The sequence below is a fragment of the Georgenia wutianyii genome (assembly GCF_006349365.1).
GTDB classification, from domain to species: Bacteria; Actinomycetota; Actinomycetes; order Actinomycetales; family Actinomycetaceae; genus Oceanitalea; species Oceanitalea wutianyii.
On the sequence record NZ_CP040899.1, the window covers coordinates 1624365 to 1639036 of the forward strand.

The window sequence follows — 14672 nt, forward strand, 5'->3', positions numbered from 1 at the left end:
GCCCGAACCCTCGTGAGTCGGCTGTCGAGCGGAACTCGGCTGTCGGCGGGTGAGGGTGCGGCTGTGGTCGCTCGGCGTACCGGTCAGAGCTCCGGGGGGTCGACCTGGATGCGGACCGGGTCGGGTTCCTTGTGTGCGCTGCGGACGGCGGCAGCCACGGCGAGGGCGCGGGTGAGCCGCGCGCCCTGGGCGAGGTCGGAGCGCACGAGCGCCTGGACCTCGTCCTGCGACCACGGCACCGGACCGAGCACCTCACCGCCGTCGGGCAGCTCGAGGTGGCGCAGGAGGCCGGCGACGGCGCGTGAGGTGCCACGTACAGCGGCCATCCGGCTGGCGGGAGGCAGTCGTAGCTCCTGGCGCTGGGCGAGCTCCCGCTCGGCGAAGCCGGCGGGGTCCCAGCGCACGAGCGCCTGGGCGGGGACCGGCGCGGGATCGCCGAGGAGCATCACCCGGCCACCGGCGGACGCAGGGCGCACCAGTGCCGCAGCGGCCATCCAGCGGCGGAGCGCCTCGGGTTCGGCGTCGAGCTCCTGACGGCCCGAGACGGCGGCGGCGTCGAGGAGCAGGGCGCCCTGGTAGCCGCCTCGCGCGACCGGCTCGGCGCCGGGTGTGGCGACGACGACGCGCGGACGGTCGTCGACCTCACGCACGACGCCGTGGTCCGCGCGGGCGCCGGAGAGGACCACCGGCACCTTCGGGAAGGCCCGGCCGAGCTCCTCGGCGGTACGGGCCGACCCGACCCGCCGCGCGCGCAGCTCGGTGCCGCGGCACGTCGGGCAGGCCCACGTCCGGTCGGGCCGCCCGCACCAGCGGCACGTGGGCACGCCGCCCCGGCCGGCGAGCTGAAGCGGACCGTGACACTCCCGGCAGCGGGCAGGTTCGCGGCAACGCTGGCACGCGACGACGGGCAGGTACCCGGCGCGGGGGACCTGGACGAGAACCGGACCGTGCTCGAGCGCCTTGCGCACGAGCTCCCATGCCGGGCGCGGGATCCGCGCCCCTGCCGCCGGTCCCTCGCGGGCGAGGTCGACGTCGCCCGGAGCCTCGACACGTGGGGCACGCTCGCGCACGGTGGCCCGCGACGCCGCGACCGAGTGCGCCCAGCCGGAGGCGACCAGCAGTGCGCTCTCCACGCTGCGGGCCCAGCTCGCGAGCAGCACGCCGGCCTGCTCCTGGGCGGCGCGGAGCGTGAGCACCTCCCGGGCGTGCGGGTAGGGCGAACGCGGCTCGGCGAGCACGTCGTCGCCGTCGTCCCAGCACACGATCAGGCCGAGCCGACGGACGGGGGCGAACGCGGCGGCGCGGGTGCCGACGACGACGCGCGCACGGCCAGTGAGCACCTGGAGGAAGGCCCGGTAGCGGCGCGAGGGCCCGTGGTCGGCCTGCAGAGCCACCACCGGCTCGCCCGGGAGTGCGGCCTTGAGCGCCTCGGTGAGCTCCTCGACGTCGCGGGCGGCAGGGGCGACGACGAGCACCCCGCGCCCGGACGTGAGGGTGGCGGCTGCCGCCTCGGCGATCGCGGCGAGCCGGTCGGGAGCGTCGGCCTCGTGCCGGGGGAGCGGCGACCACACCGCGCGCGGGGACTCCCCGGCGGCGAGCCGGCGGACGTACGCGGGGCCACCGACGTAGTCGTCCCAGGCAGTGCCGGGGATGTGAGCGGCGGTCATCCCGGTGCGGTCCGGCGCGGCAGCCTCGAGCACGGCCTTCTCAGTGGTGGCGTGGCGCGGGGGGACGGCGAGGCGCACGACGTCCATGAGGGTCCCGGCGTACCGGTCTGCGACGGCGCGACAGAGGGCGGCGATCTCGGGCGTGAGGACGGGCAGGTTCGAGACCACCCGGCGGATCGGCACGAGCGCGCCGTGGTGGTCGGTGGTGGCGACGCGCTCGAGCACGAAGCCGCTGCGTTCCTTGCCGGCGAACCTGACGGAGACGCGGGTGCCCGGCTGGGCGGCGTCGTCCAGCTCCGGCGGGACGCGGTAGTCGAACGGGCGGTCCAGGTGCGGCAGCGGCACGTCGACGGCGACCCGCGCCACGGGCAGCGCGACGCCGGCAGCCTCGGCGCCCGACACCGTGCGCACGCCGGCGACGTCGTCGAGCAGGGCTGGCTGCTGCACGTCTCTCACCTCCGTCCCCCAATCTCACCACGCGCCACCGACGTGCCGGCACAGTCCACAGCCTCCGCGCACAACTCGGCTGTCGTGCGGAAGTCGGCTGTCGTGCGGAACTCGGCTCTCGTGCGGAAGTCGGCTCTCGTGCGGAAGTCGGCTGTCGCGGGGAAGGGGAGGTGGGGGAGGGGAGGGAGGGGAGGTGGGGAAGGGGAGGAAGGGGAGTAGTGGGTCAGAGGAGGCCGGTGAGGTACTGGATGGCGAGGGCGCTGGCGGTGACGAGGAGCCAGAGGATGCCGCCGAACGCGAGCGGGCGCAGGCCGGCGGCGCGCAGGGCGGGCAGGTCGGTGGACAGGCCGATGGCGGTGAGAGCGACGGTGATGAGGAAGGTCGCCGCCGTCGCCAGCGGGTCGTGCCACGACTCGGCCACCAGCCCGAGGCTGTTCACCGCGGCCAGGACGAGGAAGCCGACGAGGAACCACGGCACCAGCCTGATCGCCGACGGCCGCGGCCCCGCCTCCTCACCGGCCAGACGGCGGTCGCGGCGCGCCACCAGGATCCCCAGCCCGATGACGATCGGGATGATGAGCAGGGTCCGGACGAGCTTGACGACGACGGCGTGGTCGGCCGCCACCGGCCCGAACGTCGTCGCCGCGGCGACGACGGAGGAGGTGTCGTTGACGGCGGTGCCGGCGAAGAGACCGAAGGCCTCCTCGCTCATCCCGAGCAGCTGGCCGAGCGGCGGGAAGACGAGCACGGCCGCGATGTTGAACGCGAAGACGGTCGACAGCGCGTAGGCGACGTTGTTCCCCTGCGCGCGGACGACCGGCGTGACGGCCGCGATGGCCGAGGCCCCGCAGATCGCCGTCCCGGTGCCGATGAGGACGCGCAGCTCGTGGTCGATCCCGAGCGCCCGCCCCACGAGCGCGGCGCCGGCGAGGCACACGCCCACGGTGCCGAGCATGACCGGCAGGGAGTCCAGCCCTACCTCGGCCACCTGCGCGAGGGACAGCCGCGCGCCCAGCAGCACGACCGCGACCTGCAGGACGAGCTTGCTCGCCGTTCTCAGCCCCGGCCCGAGCGGGCCGAGGGTGCCGGGACGACGCCGCAGCAGCACCCCGACGAGCACGCCGAGCACCACCCCGCTCACCGGCGCCCCGACGATCGGCGCTGCCGTGCCGATCACGGTCGCCACGAGGGCCAGGGCCACGGCCGCGGCAAGACCGGGGACGCGGGCCCGCCACGTCGCCGCGACCGAGGGGCTGGTACCGGCAGGGGTCGACATGGGGGCCATGATCCGCCCTCGCCGGTCCGGCGGGCCACTTCGCCCCCGTTAGGGTCGGAGCGACCCCCGAGCGAGAGGCGACCTCCGTCACATGCACACCCAGAAGATCAGCACCGTCGTCTTCGACCTGGGCAAGGTCCTCGTCGAGTGGGACCCGTACGAGCCCTTCGCCGAGCGCTGGACCCGGGAGGAGTTCGACGACTTCCACGCCGAGATCGACTTCCCGGCGTTCAACCACGAGCAGGACGCCGGACGTACCTTCGCCGAGGCGCGCACGGCCCTCGCGGCCACGCACCCCCACCGCGTCGAGGACTTCGACCACTACGTGACGAACTTCGCACGCTCGCTCGGCGGACCTGTCGAGGGCACGACCGAGATCGTCGACGAGCTGCGTGCCGCCGGCGTGCGGGTGCTCGGACTGACGAACTGGTCGGCGGAGAACTTCCACGAGGCGGCCCGCTCGGCCCCGGTCATCGACCGTCTCGAGGACGTCCTCGTCTCCGGCGCGGAGGGCATGGCGAAGCCCGACCCGGCGATCTTCGCGCTGCTCATCGAGCGGTTCGGCCTGGACCCCGCGCGCACCGCGTTCACCGACGACTCCCCGGCGAACATCGCCGCGGCGCGCGACGCCGGCCTCGTCGCGCTCCACTTCACCGGCGCCGAGCGCCTGCGCGCCGACCTTCGAACGCTCGGCCTGCCCGTCTGAGGCGGGGCACCCCGCCCGCCCACGCATCGGCCGCCCCGAGACGGGCCGAACCTGCCACCAAGTCCCCCCGCGCGCCCGGAATGCCAGGTGCGCCCCGGCGTGTCGGGCGCGTGTCGGGCACGTGGTGGCAGGAAGTGGGCGCCGGCGGGGTGGGGCCGGGCGCCGGCATCACGCCCGGGCGGGGCGGACCGCTGGGCACGCCTAGACTCGGTGACCATGCGAGTCCTCTTCGCCGGCACCCCCGAGGTCGCCCTCCCGTCCCTGCGCGCCCTGGTCGACTCGCCCCACGAGGTCGTCGCCGTCCTCACCCGCCCGGACGCGCGCCGCGGCCGGGGCCGCACCCTGCACCCGAGCCCGGTCGCCGCGTGGGCGCGCGAGCACGGGCTGCCGGTCCTCACGCCGCGCACCCTGCGCGACGCGGAGGTCCAGGAGCAGATCGCGGCGCTCGACGTCGACGTCGCGCCCGTCGTCGCCTACGGCGCCCTCATCCCCCCGGCGCTGCTCGACGTCCCCCGCCACGGCTGGGTCAACCTCCACTTCTCCCTGCTCCCGGCGTGGCGCGGCGCCGCGCCCGTCCAGCACGCGCTCATCGCGGGCGACGACGTCACGGGCGCCTCGACGTTCCGCATCGAGGAGGGCCTGGACACCGGGCCCGTCCTCGGCACGCTCACCGAGACGGTGCGCCCGCAGGACACCGCCGGTGACCTGCTCGCGCGCCTCGCCGAGTCCGGCGCCCCCCTCCTGCTCGCCACCCTCGACGCCCTCGACGCAGGGACCGCCGTCGCGGTCCCGCAGCCGACCGACGGCGTGAGCCTGGCTCCCCGCCTCGAGGTCGCCGACGCGCGGGTCGACTGGTCGGCGCCGGCGATCGCCGTCGACCGGCTCGTCCGCGGCACCACCCCCGCGCCGGGCCCGTGGACGACGGCGCCGGACGGTTCGCGCCTCAAGCTCGGCCCGGTCCGCCCGCGCCCCGACGTCGCCGACCTCGCCCCGGGGCAGGTGCGCCCGGGCAAGCGCGAGGTGCTCGTCGGCACCGGTAACGGCGCGGTGGAGCTCGGCCAGGTCGCGCCCGCCGGGCGCTCGTGGATGGCCGCACCGGACTGGGCGCGCGGCGCCCGCCTCGACGACGACGCACGACTCGGGCAGGAGGCACTGTGAGCGAGCAGGGACGACGCGGGCAGCGCCCCGACCACGGACGTTCGGGCGGCGGCCGCTCGGCCGCCCCGCGGGCCGGGGGCAACGGGCCGCGGGCCGGCGGACGCCCGCCGCAGCGGCGCGGGCGTCGCGGCGGCGAGGTCGACCCCGTCCGCACCGCCGCCGCCGACACCCTCGAGGCGGTGGCGACGAGCGACGCCTACGCCAACCTCGTCCTGCCCAAGCTCCTGCGCGAGCGCGGGATCAGCGGCCGTGACGCGGCGTTCGCCACCGAGCTCGTCTACGGCACGCTGCGCCTGCGCGGCCGCTACGACGCGATCCTCGCCCGCTGCACCAACGACCGGCCGCTGGACCAGGTCGACCCGCCGGTCCTCGACCTCCTGCGCCTCGGCGCCCACCAGCTCCTCGGGATGCGCGTGCCCGCCCACGCCGCCGTCTCCGAGACCGTCGCCCTCGTGCGCAGCCGGGTGAGCCTGGGCGCCGGCGGCTTCGCCAACGCGGTCCTGCGCGCCGTCTCCGCCGCCGACCTCGAGACCTGGCTCGACCGGCTGAGCAGCGAGATCCACGACGACGGCGCCCGGCTCGCCGCCGTCGAGTCCCACCCGGCGTGGGTCGTGCGCGCGCTGCGCTCCTCACTGCGGGCCCACGGGCGGCCCGCCACCGAGCTGCCCGAGCTGCTGCACGCCGACAACGAGCCGCCCGCGGTCACCCTCGTCGCGCGGCCTGGCCTCGTGTCCCCCGAGGAGGTCGTCGCGCAGGTCGACCGGTCCCTCGCCGAGGACGCCACCCCCGGCCGCTGGGCGCCCACCGCCCTGCGGCTGCCCGGCGGGGACCCCGCCGCCCTGCCCGCCGTGCGCGAGGCCCGCGCGGGCGTGCAGGACGAGGGCAGCCAGCTCGTCGCCCTCGCCCTCGCCGCCGCGCCCGTCGAGGGGCAGGAGGCACGCTGGCTCGACCTGTGCGCCGGTCCCGGCGGCAAGTCCGCCCTCCTCGGGGCGATCGCCGCCGAGCGCGGCGTGCACCTCGTGGCCAACGAGGTCGCCCCGCACCGTGCCCGGCTGGTCGCCCAGTCCACCGCCGCCCTCCCGCGGGAGAGCGTCGAGGTGCGCACCGGCGACGGCCGCACGCTGGGGGAGGCCGAGCCCGGCGCCTACGACCGGGTGCTCGTCGACGCCCCGTGCACCGGGCTGGGGGCGCTGCGCCGCCGTCCCGAGTCGCGCTGGCGGCGACTCCCGGAGGACCTGCCCGGCCTCACCGCGCTCCAGCGCGACCTCCTCGAGTCCGCCCTCGCTGCGGTGCGGCCCGGGGGAGTGGTCGCCTACGTCACGTGCTCCCCGCACCTGGCCGAGACGAGCGCCGTCGTCGCCGACGTCCTGCGCGGCCGCGACGACGTCACCCGGCTCGACGCGCGCGAGGCGCTGCTCGCGGCCACCGGCCGTGACGTGCCCGGCCTCGGCGATGGGCCCGACGTCCAGCTGTGGCCGCACGTCCACGGCACCGACGCGATGTTCCTCGCCCTGCTGCGGCGGGAGCGCTGAGGCCCGTGGGGATCGATAGGCTCGAGGGCGTGACCATCCGCATCACCCCCAGCATCCTCAACGCCGACTTCGCCGACCTCACCGGGGAGCTCGCCCGCATACCCTCGGCCGACCTCGTCCACGTCGACGTCATGGACAACCACTTCGTCCCCAACCTCACCCTCGGGCTGCCCGTGGTCGAGCGCATCGTCGCCGCGAGCGCGCTGCCGGTCGACGCGCACCTCATGATCGAGGACCCGGACCGCTGGGCACCCGGGTACGCCGAGGCGGGCTGCGCGTCGGTGACCTTCCACGCCGAGGCCTCCGTCGCGCCCATCCGCCTCGCCCGCGAGATCCGCGCCGCCGGGGCACGGGCCGCCGTCGCCGTGCGCCCGACGACGGACATCACCCCCTACCTCGACCTGCTCGACGAGCTCGACATGCTCCTCGTCATGACCGTGGAGCCCGGGTTCGGCGGCCAGCGCTACCTCGGGGCGATGGCGGCCAAGATCGCCGCCGCCCGCGCCGCGATCGACGCCTCCGGCCGCGACGTCTGGCTCCAGGTCGACGGCGGGATCTCGCGCGAGACCATCGCCCTCGCCGCCCGCGCCGGGGCCGACACGTTCGTCGCGGGCTCGGCCGTCTACGGCTCGCCCGACCCGGACGCCGAGGTCACCGCCCTGCGCGAGCTCGCCGCCGCCGCCCGCTGAGGCGGGGCACGCCGCCTGGGCACCGCCCCACGCGCGCCCTCGCGTGTGGCAGACTTGACGGTGCAAGAACGTGCTCCGGGGTCGGTGAGATTCCGAACCGGCGGTGACAGTCCGCGACCCGCCTTCGCAGGCGGTTGACCTGGTGGAACTCCAGGGCCGACGGTGAAAGTCCGGATGGGAGGATGCACGGGCGCGCGCCGGCCGTCGGCGTGCGCTGCGGACGCGTACGCGTCCGGCGACCCCGGTCCACACCGCAGCGGACCGGAGGGACGACCATGGAGCAGGGGTGGACGCCGCTCGCGCGCACCCTCGCCGCGCACCGCCGCACCCGCCGCCTCGTCCTGCTCACGCCGTTCGCCGTCGGCGCCGCGGTGCTCCTCGTGTGGGAGGCGGTGAGCCGGGCGGGCCTCGTCCCCGCGTTCTTCCTCCCGGCCCCGACGGCGGTCGCCGCGCGCCTGTGGACCGAGCTCACCGCCGGCGGTCTGCTCGGGTACACCGCGACCACCCTCACCGAGGCGCTGCTCGGCAGCGTCCTGGGTGCCACCGTGGCCCTCCCGCTCGGCTACCTCATCGCCCGCAACCGCTGGGCGGCGGCGGGCCTGCAGCCCTACGTCGCGGCCTCCCAGGCGCTGCCCGCCGTCGCCCTCGCCCCGCTGCTCGTCATCTGGGTGGGCTACGGCCTGCTGCCCATCGTGCTGCTGTGCGCGCTGCTCGTCTTCTTCCCCATCCTCCTCGCGACGATCCTCGGGCTGCGCACCCTCGACCCCGAGGTCGTCGACGCCGCCCGGCTCGACGGCGCCCACGGCTGGTCCATGGTCCGGCACATCGAGGCGCCGATGGCGCTGCCGACCCTCCTCACCGGCCTGCGCAACGGGGTCACCCTCTCGGTGACCGGCGCCGTCGTCGGGGAGTTCGTCATGGGCGGACGCGGTCTGGGGATGGTCCTGTCCGTCCAGTCCAACTCCGCCGACACCACCGGCCTGTTCGCCACGCTCGTCGTCCTCGCCGCCCTCGCCGTGGGCATGTACACGCTGCTGCGCGTCGTCGAGCGCCTCGCCGTCCGCGAGGGGCCCACCGCCCGCACCCGATACGCCGCCAAGCACCCCGCCGCAGCCAGGAGTCTCCCGTGAACCGTCGCACCACCAGCGCCCTCGCCGCCGCCGCCGTCCTCGCCCTCGCCGCCTGCGGCGGGCAGGCGCAGGACCCCGCCGCGCCGCAGACCGGCGAGGCGGTCGTCCTCGGCCTCACCTACACCCCCGACGTCCAGTTCGCCCCGTTCTACGTGGCCGAGGCGAAGGGCTACTACGAGCAGGCGGGCGTCGAGGTGACCCTGCGCCACCACGGCGCCTCGGAGTCGCTCTTCGGGGCGCTCGAGGCGGGGGAGGAGGACCTCGTCGTCGCCGGCGGGGACGAGATGCTCCAGGCGTTCTCGGCGGGCGTGCCCGTGGTCAACGTCGCGACCGTCTACGAGGAGTACCCGGTCGTCCTCATCGTCCCGGCCGACTCGCCGATCACGAGCGCGGCGGACCTGCCCGGCCACACCGTGGGCGTGCCCGGGCCGTTCGGGGAGACCTACTTCGGGCTGCTCGCCCTCCTGTCCGGCGCCGGGCTCACCCCCGAGGACGTCGCGGTCGAGCACATCGGCTACACCCAGCAGGCGGCGCTCGGCGCCGGTCACGTCGACGCGGTCATGGGCTTCGCGAACAACGACGCCGTCCAGTTCGCGCAGGCCGGGATCGAGGTGCGGACCATCGCGCTCGAGGACGTCCCGCTCGTCGGCATCGGCGTCGGCGCGCACTCCGACCTCGCCGACGACGACGTCACGGCCGCCGTCGTCGCCGCGACGATGCGGGGCGTGCGCGACGTCCTGGACGACCCGGAGGGCGCGGTGGAGATCGCCGCCGAGCACATCCCCGGCCTGGCCGACCCGGCCGCCCGGGACGCCGCGCTGGCGACGGTGACGGCGACCCTCCCGCTCTACGGCGAGGGCACCGGCGAGACCGACGTCACGCTGTGGGAGCAGATGGCCGTCTTCATGGCCGAGCAGGGCCTGCTCGAGGGCGAGGTCGACCCCGCCACCGCGGTGCGCGCCCAGGCCGCCGCGCGATGAGCGCCCGTGGACCGGTCCGCGGGCACCACGGGCCGGGGCCTATCCTGAGGCACGTGAAAACCTTCGACGACCTCTTCGCCGAGCTGCGGCACAAGGCAGACACCCGCCCCGAGGGATCGGGCACCGTCGCGCAGCTGGACGCCGGGATCCATGCGATCGGCAAGAAGATCGTCGAGGAGGCCGCCGAGGTGTGGATGGCCGCCGAGCACGAGGGCGAGGACGCGACGGCGCTGGAGATCTCCCAGCTGCTCTACCACGTCCAGGTCCTCATGATCGCTCGCGGCGTCAGCCTCGAGGACGTCTACCGCAAGCTCTGACCAGACCACCCGGAGAACCTGTGCTGCGTATCGCCGTCCCCAACAAGGGCTCGCTGTCCGAGCCCGCCATCGAGATGCTCGCCGAGGCGGGCTACCGCCGTCGCCGCGACCGTGAGCTCGTCCTCGCCGACCCCGCCAACGACGTCGAGTTCTTCTTCCTGCGCCCCCGCGACATCGCCGTCTACGTCGGCCACGGCACCGTGGACGTCGGCATCACCGGCCGCGACCTGCTCCTCGACTCCGGGACCACCGCCGTCGAGCACCGCCCGCTCGGCTTCGCCCGCTCGACGTTCCGCTTCGCCGCGCCCGCCGGGGCGATCACGCGGGTGGAGGATCTCGCCGGCACGCGCGTGGCCACGAGCTACGACGTCCTCGTGGCGAACTACCTCGCCGAGCGCGGCGTCGAGGCGGAGGTCGTCCACCTCGACGGCGCCGTGGAGTCCTCGGTGCAGCTCGGCATCGCCGACGCCGTCGCCGACGTCGTCGAGACCGGCTCCACCCTGCGCGCCGCCGGCCTGGAGGTCTTCGGGGACCCGATCCTGCAGTCCGAGGCCGTGCTCATCCGGCCCGCGAGCCGCCCCGCCGGGCCCGCCGTCGACGTCCTGGACCGGCGCCTGCAGGGCGTGCTCGTCGCCCGCCGCTACGTCCTCATGGACTACGACGTGCCGGTCGAGCACGTGGAGAAGGCCGTGGCCGTGACCCCCGGCCTGGAGTCCCCGACCGTCTCCCCGCTGCACGACGGCAACTGGCGCGCGGTGCGCGCCATGGTCCGCCGCGAGGACGCCAACCGGGTGATGGACGAGCTCTACGACGTCGGCGCGCGGGCGATCATCGTCACCTCCATCCACGCCTCGCGGTTGTGACGGTCCCGGCCGAGCTGCTCCGCCCGTTCCGCCCCCGGGCGGCGCGCTGGGTGGCCTCGGTCCTCCTCGTCCTCGTCGTGGCCGCGCTGCCGGTCCTGCTCGTCGTCCTGTCGGCCGCGGGGCTGGAGATGTCGTGGCCCGACCGCTACGGCGCGTTCCTCATCGCGGCCGTGCTGGCCTGGGTGTGCTTCCGGCAGGCGCGGGTGCGGGCCACCCCCGACGACGCCGGCCTCACCGTGCGCAACGTCGTGCGCACCCGCCGTCTGGAGTGGGCACAGGTGGTGGCGGTGCGCTTCGGCCCCAACCACCCGTGGGCGCAGCTCGACCTCGCCGACGGCACCACGCTGCCGGTCATGGCGGTCCAGACCGCCGACGGCGCCCACGGGCGCAAGGAGGCAGGGCGGCTGGCGGCCCTCGTCCAGCTGCACGAGCCGGGCGAGCCGCCAGCGCGCTGAGGCCTCAGCCGAGCAGGGCGGCCGCGTGCACGCCCGCGGCGGCGGAGGCGAGGAACGCCGCCTCGTCCTCGTCCAGGCCCCGGCCCATGGTCGACAGGCGCACGGGGGAGTCCTCCAGCGCCGCGCGCAGCCCCTCGACGGGCACCTCGACGAGCCGGTGGCGGCCCGTGGGCGCGCCCAGCTCCCGGGCCTGCTCGCGCACGAGGTCCCACGGCTCACCCGGTCCCACGGGCACGACGACGTCCGCCGGGCAGAGGGCGACCCGCCCGTAGGCGGTGAGCGAGTGGTGGGACACGCCGCGGTGCCGCTCGCGCGGGTCGGCCGCGGAGACGCGCAGCGCGGCCACCGGGCGCCCGCCGAGGACGGCGGCGGCGTTGAGCGCCTCCCCGGCGGCGACGCCCGAGAAGCCCCACCGGGTGCCGGTCCCGAGGTTGCCCGGGCCCTGGGTGAGGACGACGACGTCCGCGCCGACGACGTGCCGCGCGGCGAGCAGGGCGGTGTGGACGTTGACCGCCTCGTGGTCACCGCCGAACGCCTGCCCCGCGGTGACGGTCGCGGTGAGCCACCCCGCCTCGCGCAGGGTGGCCACCGAGCGGGAGAACGCGAGCGGCAGGGCGCCGCCGTCGGTCATGACGTAGGCGACCCTCGGCGCCGGTGCGCCGTCCCGGGCCCTGGCACGCAGCCCGGCGAGCACGGCCGGCAGCGCCGAGTGCAGGTCGGCGACGACGACCGGCATCCCGGCGACGTCGTCGGCGTCGCGCAGCCGCTCGTGCCACGGCGACTCCTGCTCGTCGACGCCGAGGAGCATCGGCTGCAGCGGTGTGTACCGGGCCTTGACGACGTGACCGGGGCCGGGGGGAGGGTCGGCCGGCAGCCGGTCGGGGATGCCCGCGACCATCGCGTAGCCGCCGGTGCCCAGCCCGCGCAAGAGCGCGGAGACGGTGAGGAGCACCCGGTCCCCGGGCCGCGGCTCCCCGACGAGCGCGGGGTAGGCCAGGGCGCGCACCTGCGTGCGCCCGCCGGCCGGCTCCTCGAGGTCGACCTCGAGCTCGACCGCGCCGGCCCATCGGCCACGCACCGTCCGCACCACACCGCCACGCCAGGAGATCACCCACCGCACGCTACCCGTGCCCGGCACTCGGCCGCGTCCGCGCGGGGAACCGCACTCTTGCGGATACCGTGGAGAACGTGGTGACACGTGTGGACCCGGCGGAGCGGCTGCTCGACCTGCTCATCGCACTGCGGCACGCCCAGGGGCGGCTGACCAAGTCGGCGATCCGCGCCTCGGTCAACGGCTACCGCGACGCCGCCAACGACGTCGCCTTCGAGCGGATGTTCGAGCGGGACAAGGACCTCCTTCGCCAGCTCGGCGTGCCGATCGTCACCGACGTCGACCCCGTCCACGAGGACGCCGTGGGGTACCGGCTCGACACCGCCGGCTACGAGCTGCCCGAGGTCACCTTCACCGCCGCAGAGATCGGCGTGCTCTCCCTCGCGGCCACCGTGTGGCAGGACGCCCACCTCCACGGCTCGGCGCACCGCGGGCTCACCAAGCTGCGCGTCGTCGCCGAGGGCGCCGAGCCGGACGCCCACCTCGGCGTCGCGCTGCGGGTCCAGGCGTCCGAGACCGCGCTGGCACCGCTCCTGGACGCCATCGCCGCCCGCCAGGCGGTGACCTTCACCTACCGGGCTGCTTCCACCGGCCAGGAGACCCGCCGCCACGTCCAGCCGTGGCGGCTGCTCTCGCGCGACCGCGGCTGGTACCTCCTGGGCCACGACGTCGACCGGGACGCCGCTCGCCTGTTCCGGCTCTCGCGGGTGGTCGGCTCAGTCCGCGCCACCGGCCCCACCGGCGCCTTCACCGTGCCCGACCACGACGCGCAGGCCCTGCTCGCCGGCGGCGCCGGCGCCGTCGTCCGCGCCGTGCTCGCCGTCCTGCCCGAGCGCGGCCCCGCGCTGCGCGCCCGCGCCGTCGAGCGCCGAGGCGAGGTCGAGGGGCGCGACGTCCTCGTCGTCGAGACCGACGACGACGCCTCGCTCGCCGCGGAGGTCGCCTCCTACGGCGCCGCGGTGCTCGTCCTGGACCCGCCCGAGCTGCGCGAGCAGGTGCTGCGCAGGCTGCGGGCCGTCGCCGACCTGGGGGAGGCCGCCCGTGGCTGAGACCACCGGCGAGCGGCTCACCCGGCTGCTCGCCCTCATCGCCTACCTCGGGGACAACCCGGGGGTGCCCGTCGCCGACGTCGCCGCCCACTTCCGGGTGAGCCCGCAGCAGATCGTCGCCGACGTCAACCTCCTGTGGGTCACCGGCACGCCCGGCTACCTGCCCGACGACCTCATCGACTTCGCCGCCGACGAGTACGACCGGCAGGTGCTCACCCTCACCAACCCGCGCGGCATGGACCGCCCGCTGCGTCTCGCGGCCCACGAGGCGCTGGCGCTGCTCGTCGCGCTCAAGCCGCTCGAGGCGCTGAGCGCCGAGGGCGGGATCGACGACGAGGTCCTGCGCAGCACGACCGCCAAGCTCACCGCCGCCGCCGGGGAGGCGGCGCGGGCCGCCGAGGCCGTCGACGTCCACGTGAGCGACGCGACCGCCGCCCTCGCCCCCGCCCGGCGCGCCATGGCCGAGGGACGCCGCCTGCACCTGCGGTACGTGTCGGCCGCCGACGTCGTCACCGAGCGGGACGTCGATCCCCTCGAGCTCGTGTGGGACGGCAGCCAGTGGTACCTGCGCGCCTGGTGCCACCGCGTCGACGGGCTGCGTCACTTCCGCCTGGACCGGGTGCTCGCCGCCGAGGTGCTCGACACCCCCGCGGCCCACCAGCCGGAGTCCACCGGCCGTACCACCGAGCCCGAGCTGGACGAGGACGACCTCCTCGCCGAGCTCGAGCTCGCGCCCCGCGCGCGCTGGCTCGCCGAGCGCGTCCCCGTCGTCGACCAGGAGGACCTGCCCGACGGCGGGCTGCGGGTGCGGCTGCGTGTCGCCGACCCGGCGTGGCTGACCAACGTCGTCCTCGGGCTCGGCCCGGAGGTCCGCGCGGTCGCCCCACCGGAGCTCGCCGCCGCGGTCGCCGCCCGCGCGGCCGACGCCCTCGCCGCCTACGACGCCCTATCCTCGGCCTCATGACCTGGTGGCTGTGGCTCCTGCTCGTCCTCGTGGCCCTCGCCGTGTTCGCCGTCCTCGGCGTGCGGCTGTGGCACAAGGGCAAGGCCCTGTTCCGCGAGATGCAGGCGCTGTCCGAGGTGGGGGAGCGGCTCGCGGCGATCACCGGTGACGAGCCGCCCGCGCCGGTCGTCCTCCCGGGCTTCCTCGCCGGCCCCGCGGAGCTCGCCGAGGCGCGCCTCGCCCGTGCGCAGAACCTCGCCGCCCGGCGCGCCCGGCGCCACGACCGCGCGCAGACCGCCATCACCCGGTGGCGCCGTCTCGGGCTGCGCTGACCGACGCGCGTAGACTC

15 protein-coding genes and 1 riboswitch are annotated in these 14672 nt (G+C 76.1%); of the genes, 12 read left to right on the forward strand and 3 right to left on the reverse strand.

Translation table 11 applies throughout. The features are described from left to right. Window positions 1-83: 83 nt before the first annotated feature. Together FE251_RS07220 and FE251_RS07225 are read right to left on the reverse strand one after the other, a co-directional pair. Window positions 84-2114, reverse strand: a complete 2031-nt coding sequence (locus tag FE251_RS07220; protein ID WP_230976580.1) for a primosomal protein N' — start codon at window positions 2112-2114, stop codon at window positions 84-86. A gap of 223 nt (window positions 2115-2337) precedes the next feature. Further along, a complete protein-coding gene (locus FE251_RS07225; RefSeq protein ID WP_139071759.1) occupies window positions 2338-3390 on the reverse strand; it encodes a YeiH family protein in 1053 nt (350 codons plus the stop codon). Window positions 3391-3481: 91 nt separating this feature from the next. Here FE251_RS07225 and FE251_RS07230 point away from each other — a divergent pair, with 91 nt between their 5' ends. The 9 genes from FE251_RS07230 to FE251_RS07270 all read left to right on the forward strand — a co-directional run bounded on the left by FE251_RS07230 (window position 3482) and on the right by FE251_RS07270 (window position 11220). Continuing rightward, on the forward strand, window positions 3482-4096 hold the full coding sequence (locus FE251_RS07230; protein WP_139948364.1) for an HAD family hydrolase: 615 nt from the start codon (window positions 3482-3484) through the stop codon (window positions 4094-4096). Window positions 4097-4312: 216 nt separating this feature from the next. Then, window positions 4313-5254, forward strand: a complete 942-nt coding sequence (gene fmt, locus FE251_RS07235; protein ID WP_139071757.1) for a methionyl-tRNA formyltransferase — start codon at window positions 4313-4315, stop codon at window positions 5252-5254. Next, a complete protein-coding gene (locus FE251_RS07240) occupies window positions 5251-6786 on the forward strand; it encodes an RsmB/NOP family class I SAM-dependent RNA methyltransferase (RefSeq protein ID WP_139948365.1) in 1536 nt (511 codons plus the stop codon). Before fmt ends, FE251_RS07240 begins: the two co-directional genes overlap by 4 nt. Before the next feature lie 29 nt (window positions 6787-6815). Continuing rightward, complete coding sequence (gene rpe / locus FE251_RS07245; protein ID WP_139071755.1) at window positions 6816-7475, forward strand: ribulose-phosphate 3-epimerase; 660 nt, start codon at window positions 6816-6818, stop codon at window positions 7473-7475. A gap of 67 nt (window positions 7476-7542) precedes the next feature. Beyond that, window positions 7543-7666, forward strand: a riboswitch (FMN riboswitch). A gap of 84 nt (window positions 7667-7750) precedes the next feature. Further along, window positions 7751-8605, forward strand: coding sequence for an ABC transporter permease (locus FE251_RS07250; RefSeq protein ID WP_139071754.1), 855 nt, complete (start codon window positions 7751-7753; stop codon window positions 8603-8605). Beyond that, complete coding sequence (locus FE251_RS07255; protein ID WP_139948366.1) at window positions 8602-9585, forward strand: ABC transporter substrate-binding protein; 984 nt, start codon at window positions 8602-8604, stop codon at window positions 9583-9585. Before FE251_RS07250 ends, FE251_RS07255 begins: the two co-directional genes overlap by 4 nt. 53 nt (window positions 9586-9638) lie before the next feature. Next, window positions 9639-9902, forward strand: coding sequence for a phosphoribosyl-ATP diphosphatase (locus FE251_RS07260; protein WP_139071752.1), 264 nt, complete (start codon window positions 9639-9641; stop codon window positions 9900-9902). 20 nt (window positions 9903-9922) lie between these two features. Further along, on the forward strand, window positions 9923-10765 hold the full coding sequence (hisG, locus tag FE251_RS07265) for an ATP phosphoribosyltransferase (protein ID WP_139948367.1): 843 nt from the start codon (window positions 9923-9925) through the stop codon (window positions 10763-10765). Continuing rightward, window positions 10762-11220 carry a PH domain-containing protein gene (locus FE251_RS07270; RefSeq protein ID WP_139948368.1) on the forward strand — a complete coding sequence of 153 codons (459 nt, stop codon included), beginning with the start codon at window positions 10762-10764 and terminating at the stop codon, window positions 11218-11220. The genes hisG and FE251_RS07270 overlap by 4 nt, the downstream gene beginning before the upstream one ends. A gap of 4 nt (window positions 11221-11224) precedes the next feature. Here the strand turns inward: FE251_RS07270 and FE251_RS07275 are convergent, their stop codons facing one another. Beyond that, a complete protein-coding gene (locus FE251_RS07275; RefSeq protein ID WP_139948369.1) occupies window positions 11225-12331 on the reverse strand; it encodes a DUF3866 family protein in 1107 nt (368 codons plus the stop codon). A 77-nt stretch (window positions 12332-12408) separates the two neighbouring features. Here FE251_RS07275 and FE251_RS07280 point away from each other — a divergent pair, with 77 nt between their 5' ends. From FE251_RS07280 to FE251_RS07290, 3 genes are read left to right on the forward strand one after another with little or no spacing between them, the layout of a single operon-like run. Next, the gene (locus FE251_RS07280; protein ID WP_139948370.1) at window positions 12409-13380 is read left to right on the forward strand and encodes a helix-turn-helix transcriptional regulator; all 972 of its coding nucleotides are present in this window, start codon (window positions 12409-12411) and stop codon (window positions 13378-13380) included. Then, window positions 13373-14344 (forward strand): helix-turn-helix transcriptional regulator, encoded by a 972-nt coding sequence (locus FE251_RS07285; protein WP_139071747.1) that lies wholly within the window; start codon window positions 13373-13375, stop codon window positions 14342-14344. The genes FE251_RS07280 and FE251_RS07285 overlap by 8 nt, the downstream gene beginning before the upstream one ends. Next, window positions 14341-14655: a hypothetical protein gene (locus FE251_RS07290; protein WP_139071746.1), complete on the forward strand. Its 315-nt coding sequence runs from the start codon at window positions 14341-14343 to the stop codon at window positions 14653-14655. Before FE251_RS07285 ends, FE251_RS07290 begins: the two co-directional genes overlap by 4 nt. Window positions 14656-14672: the final 17 nt, after the last annotated feature.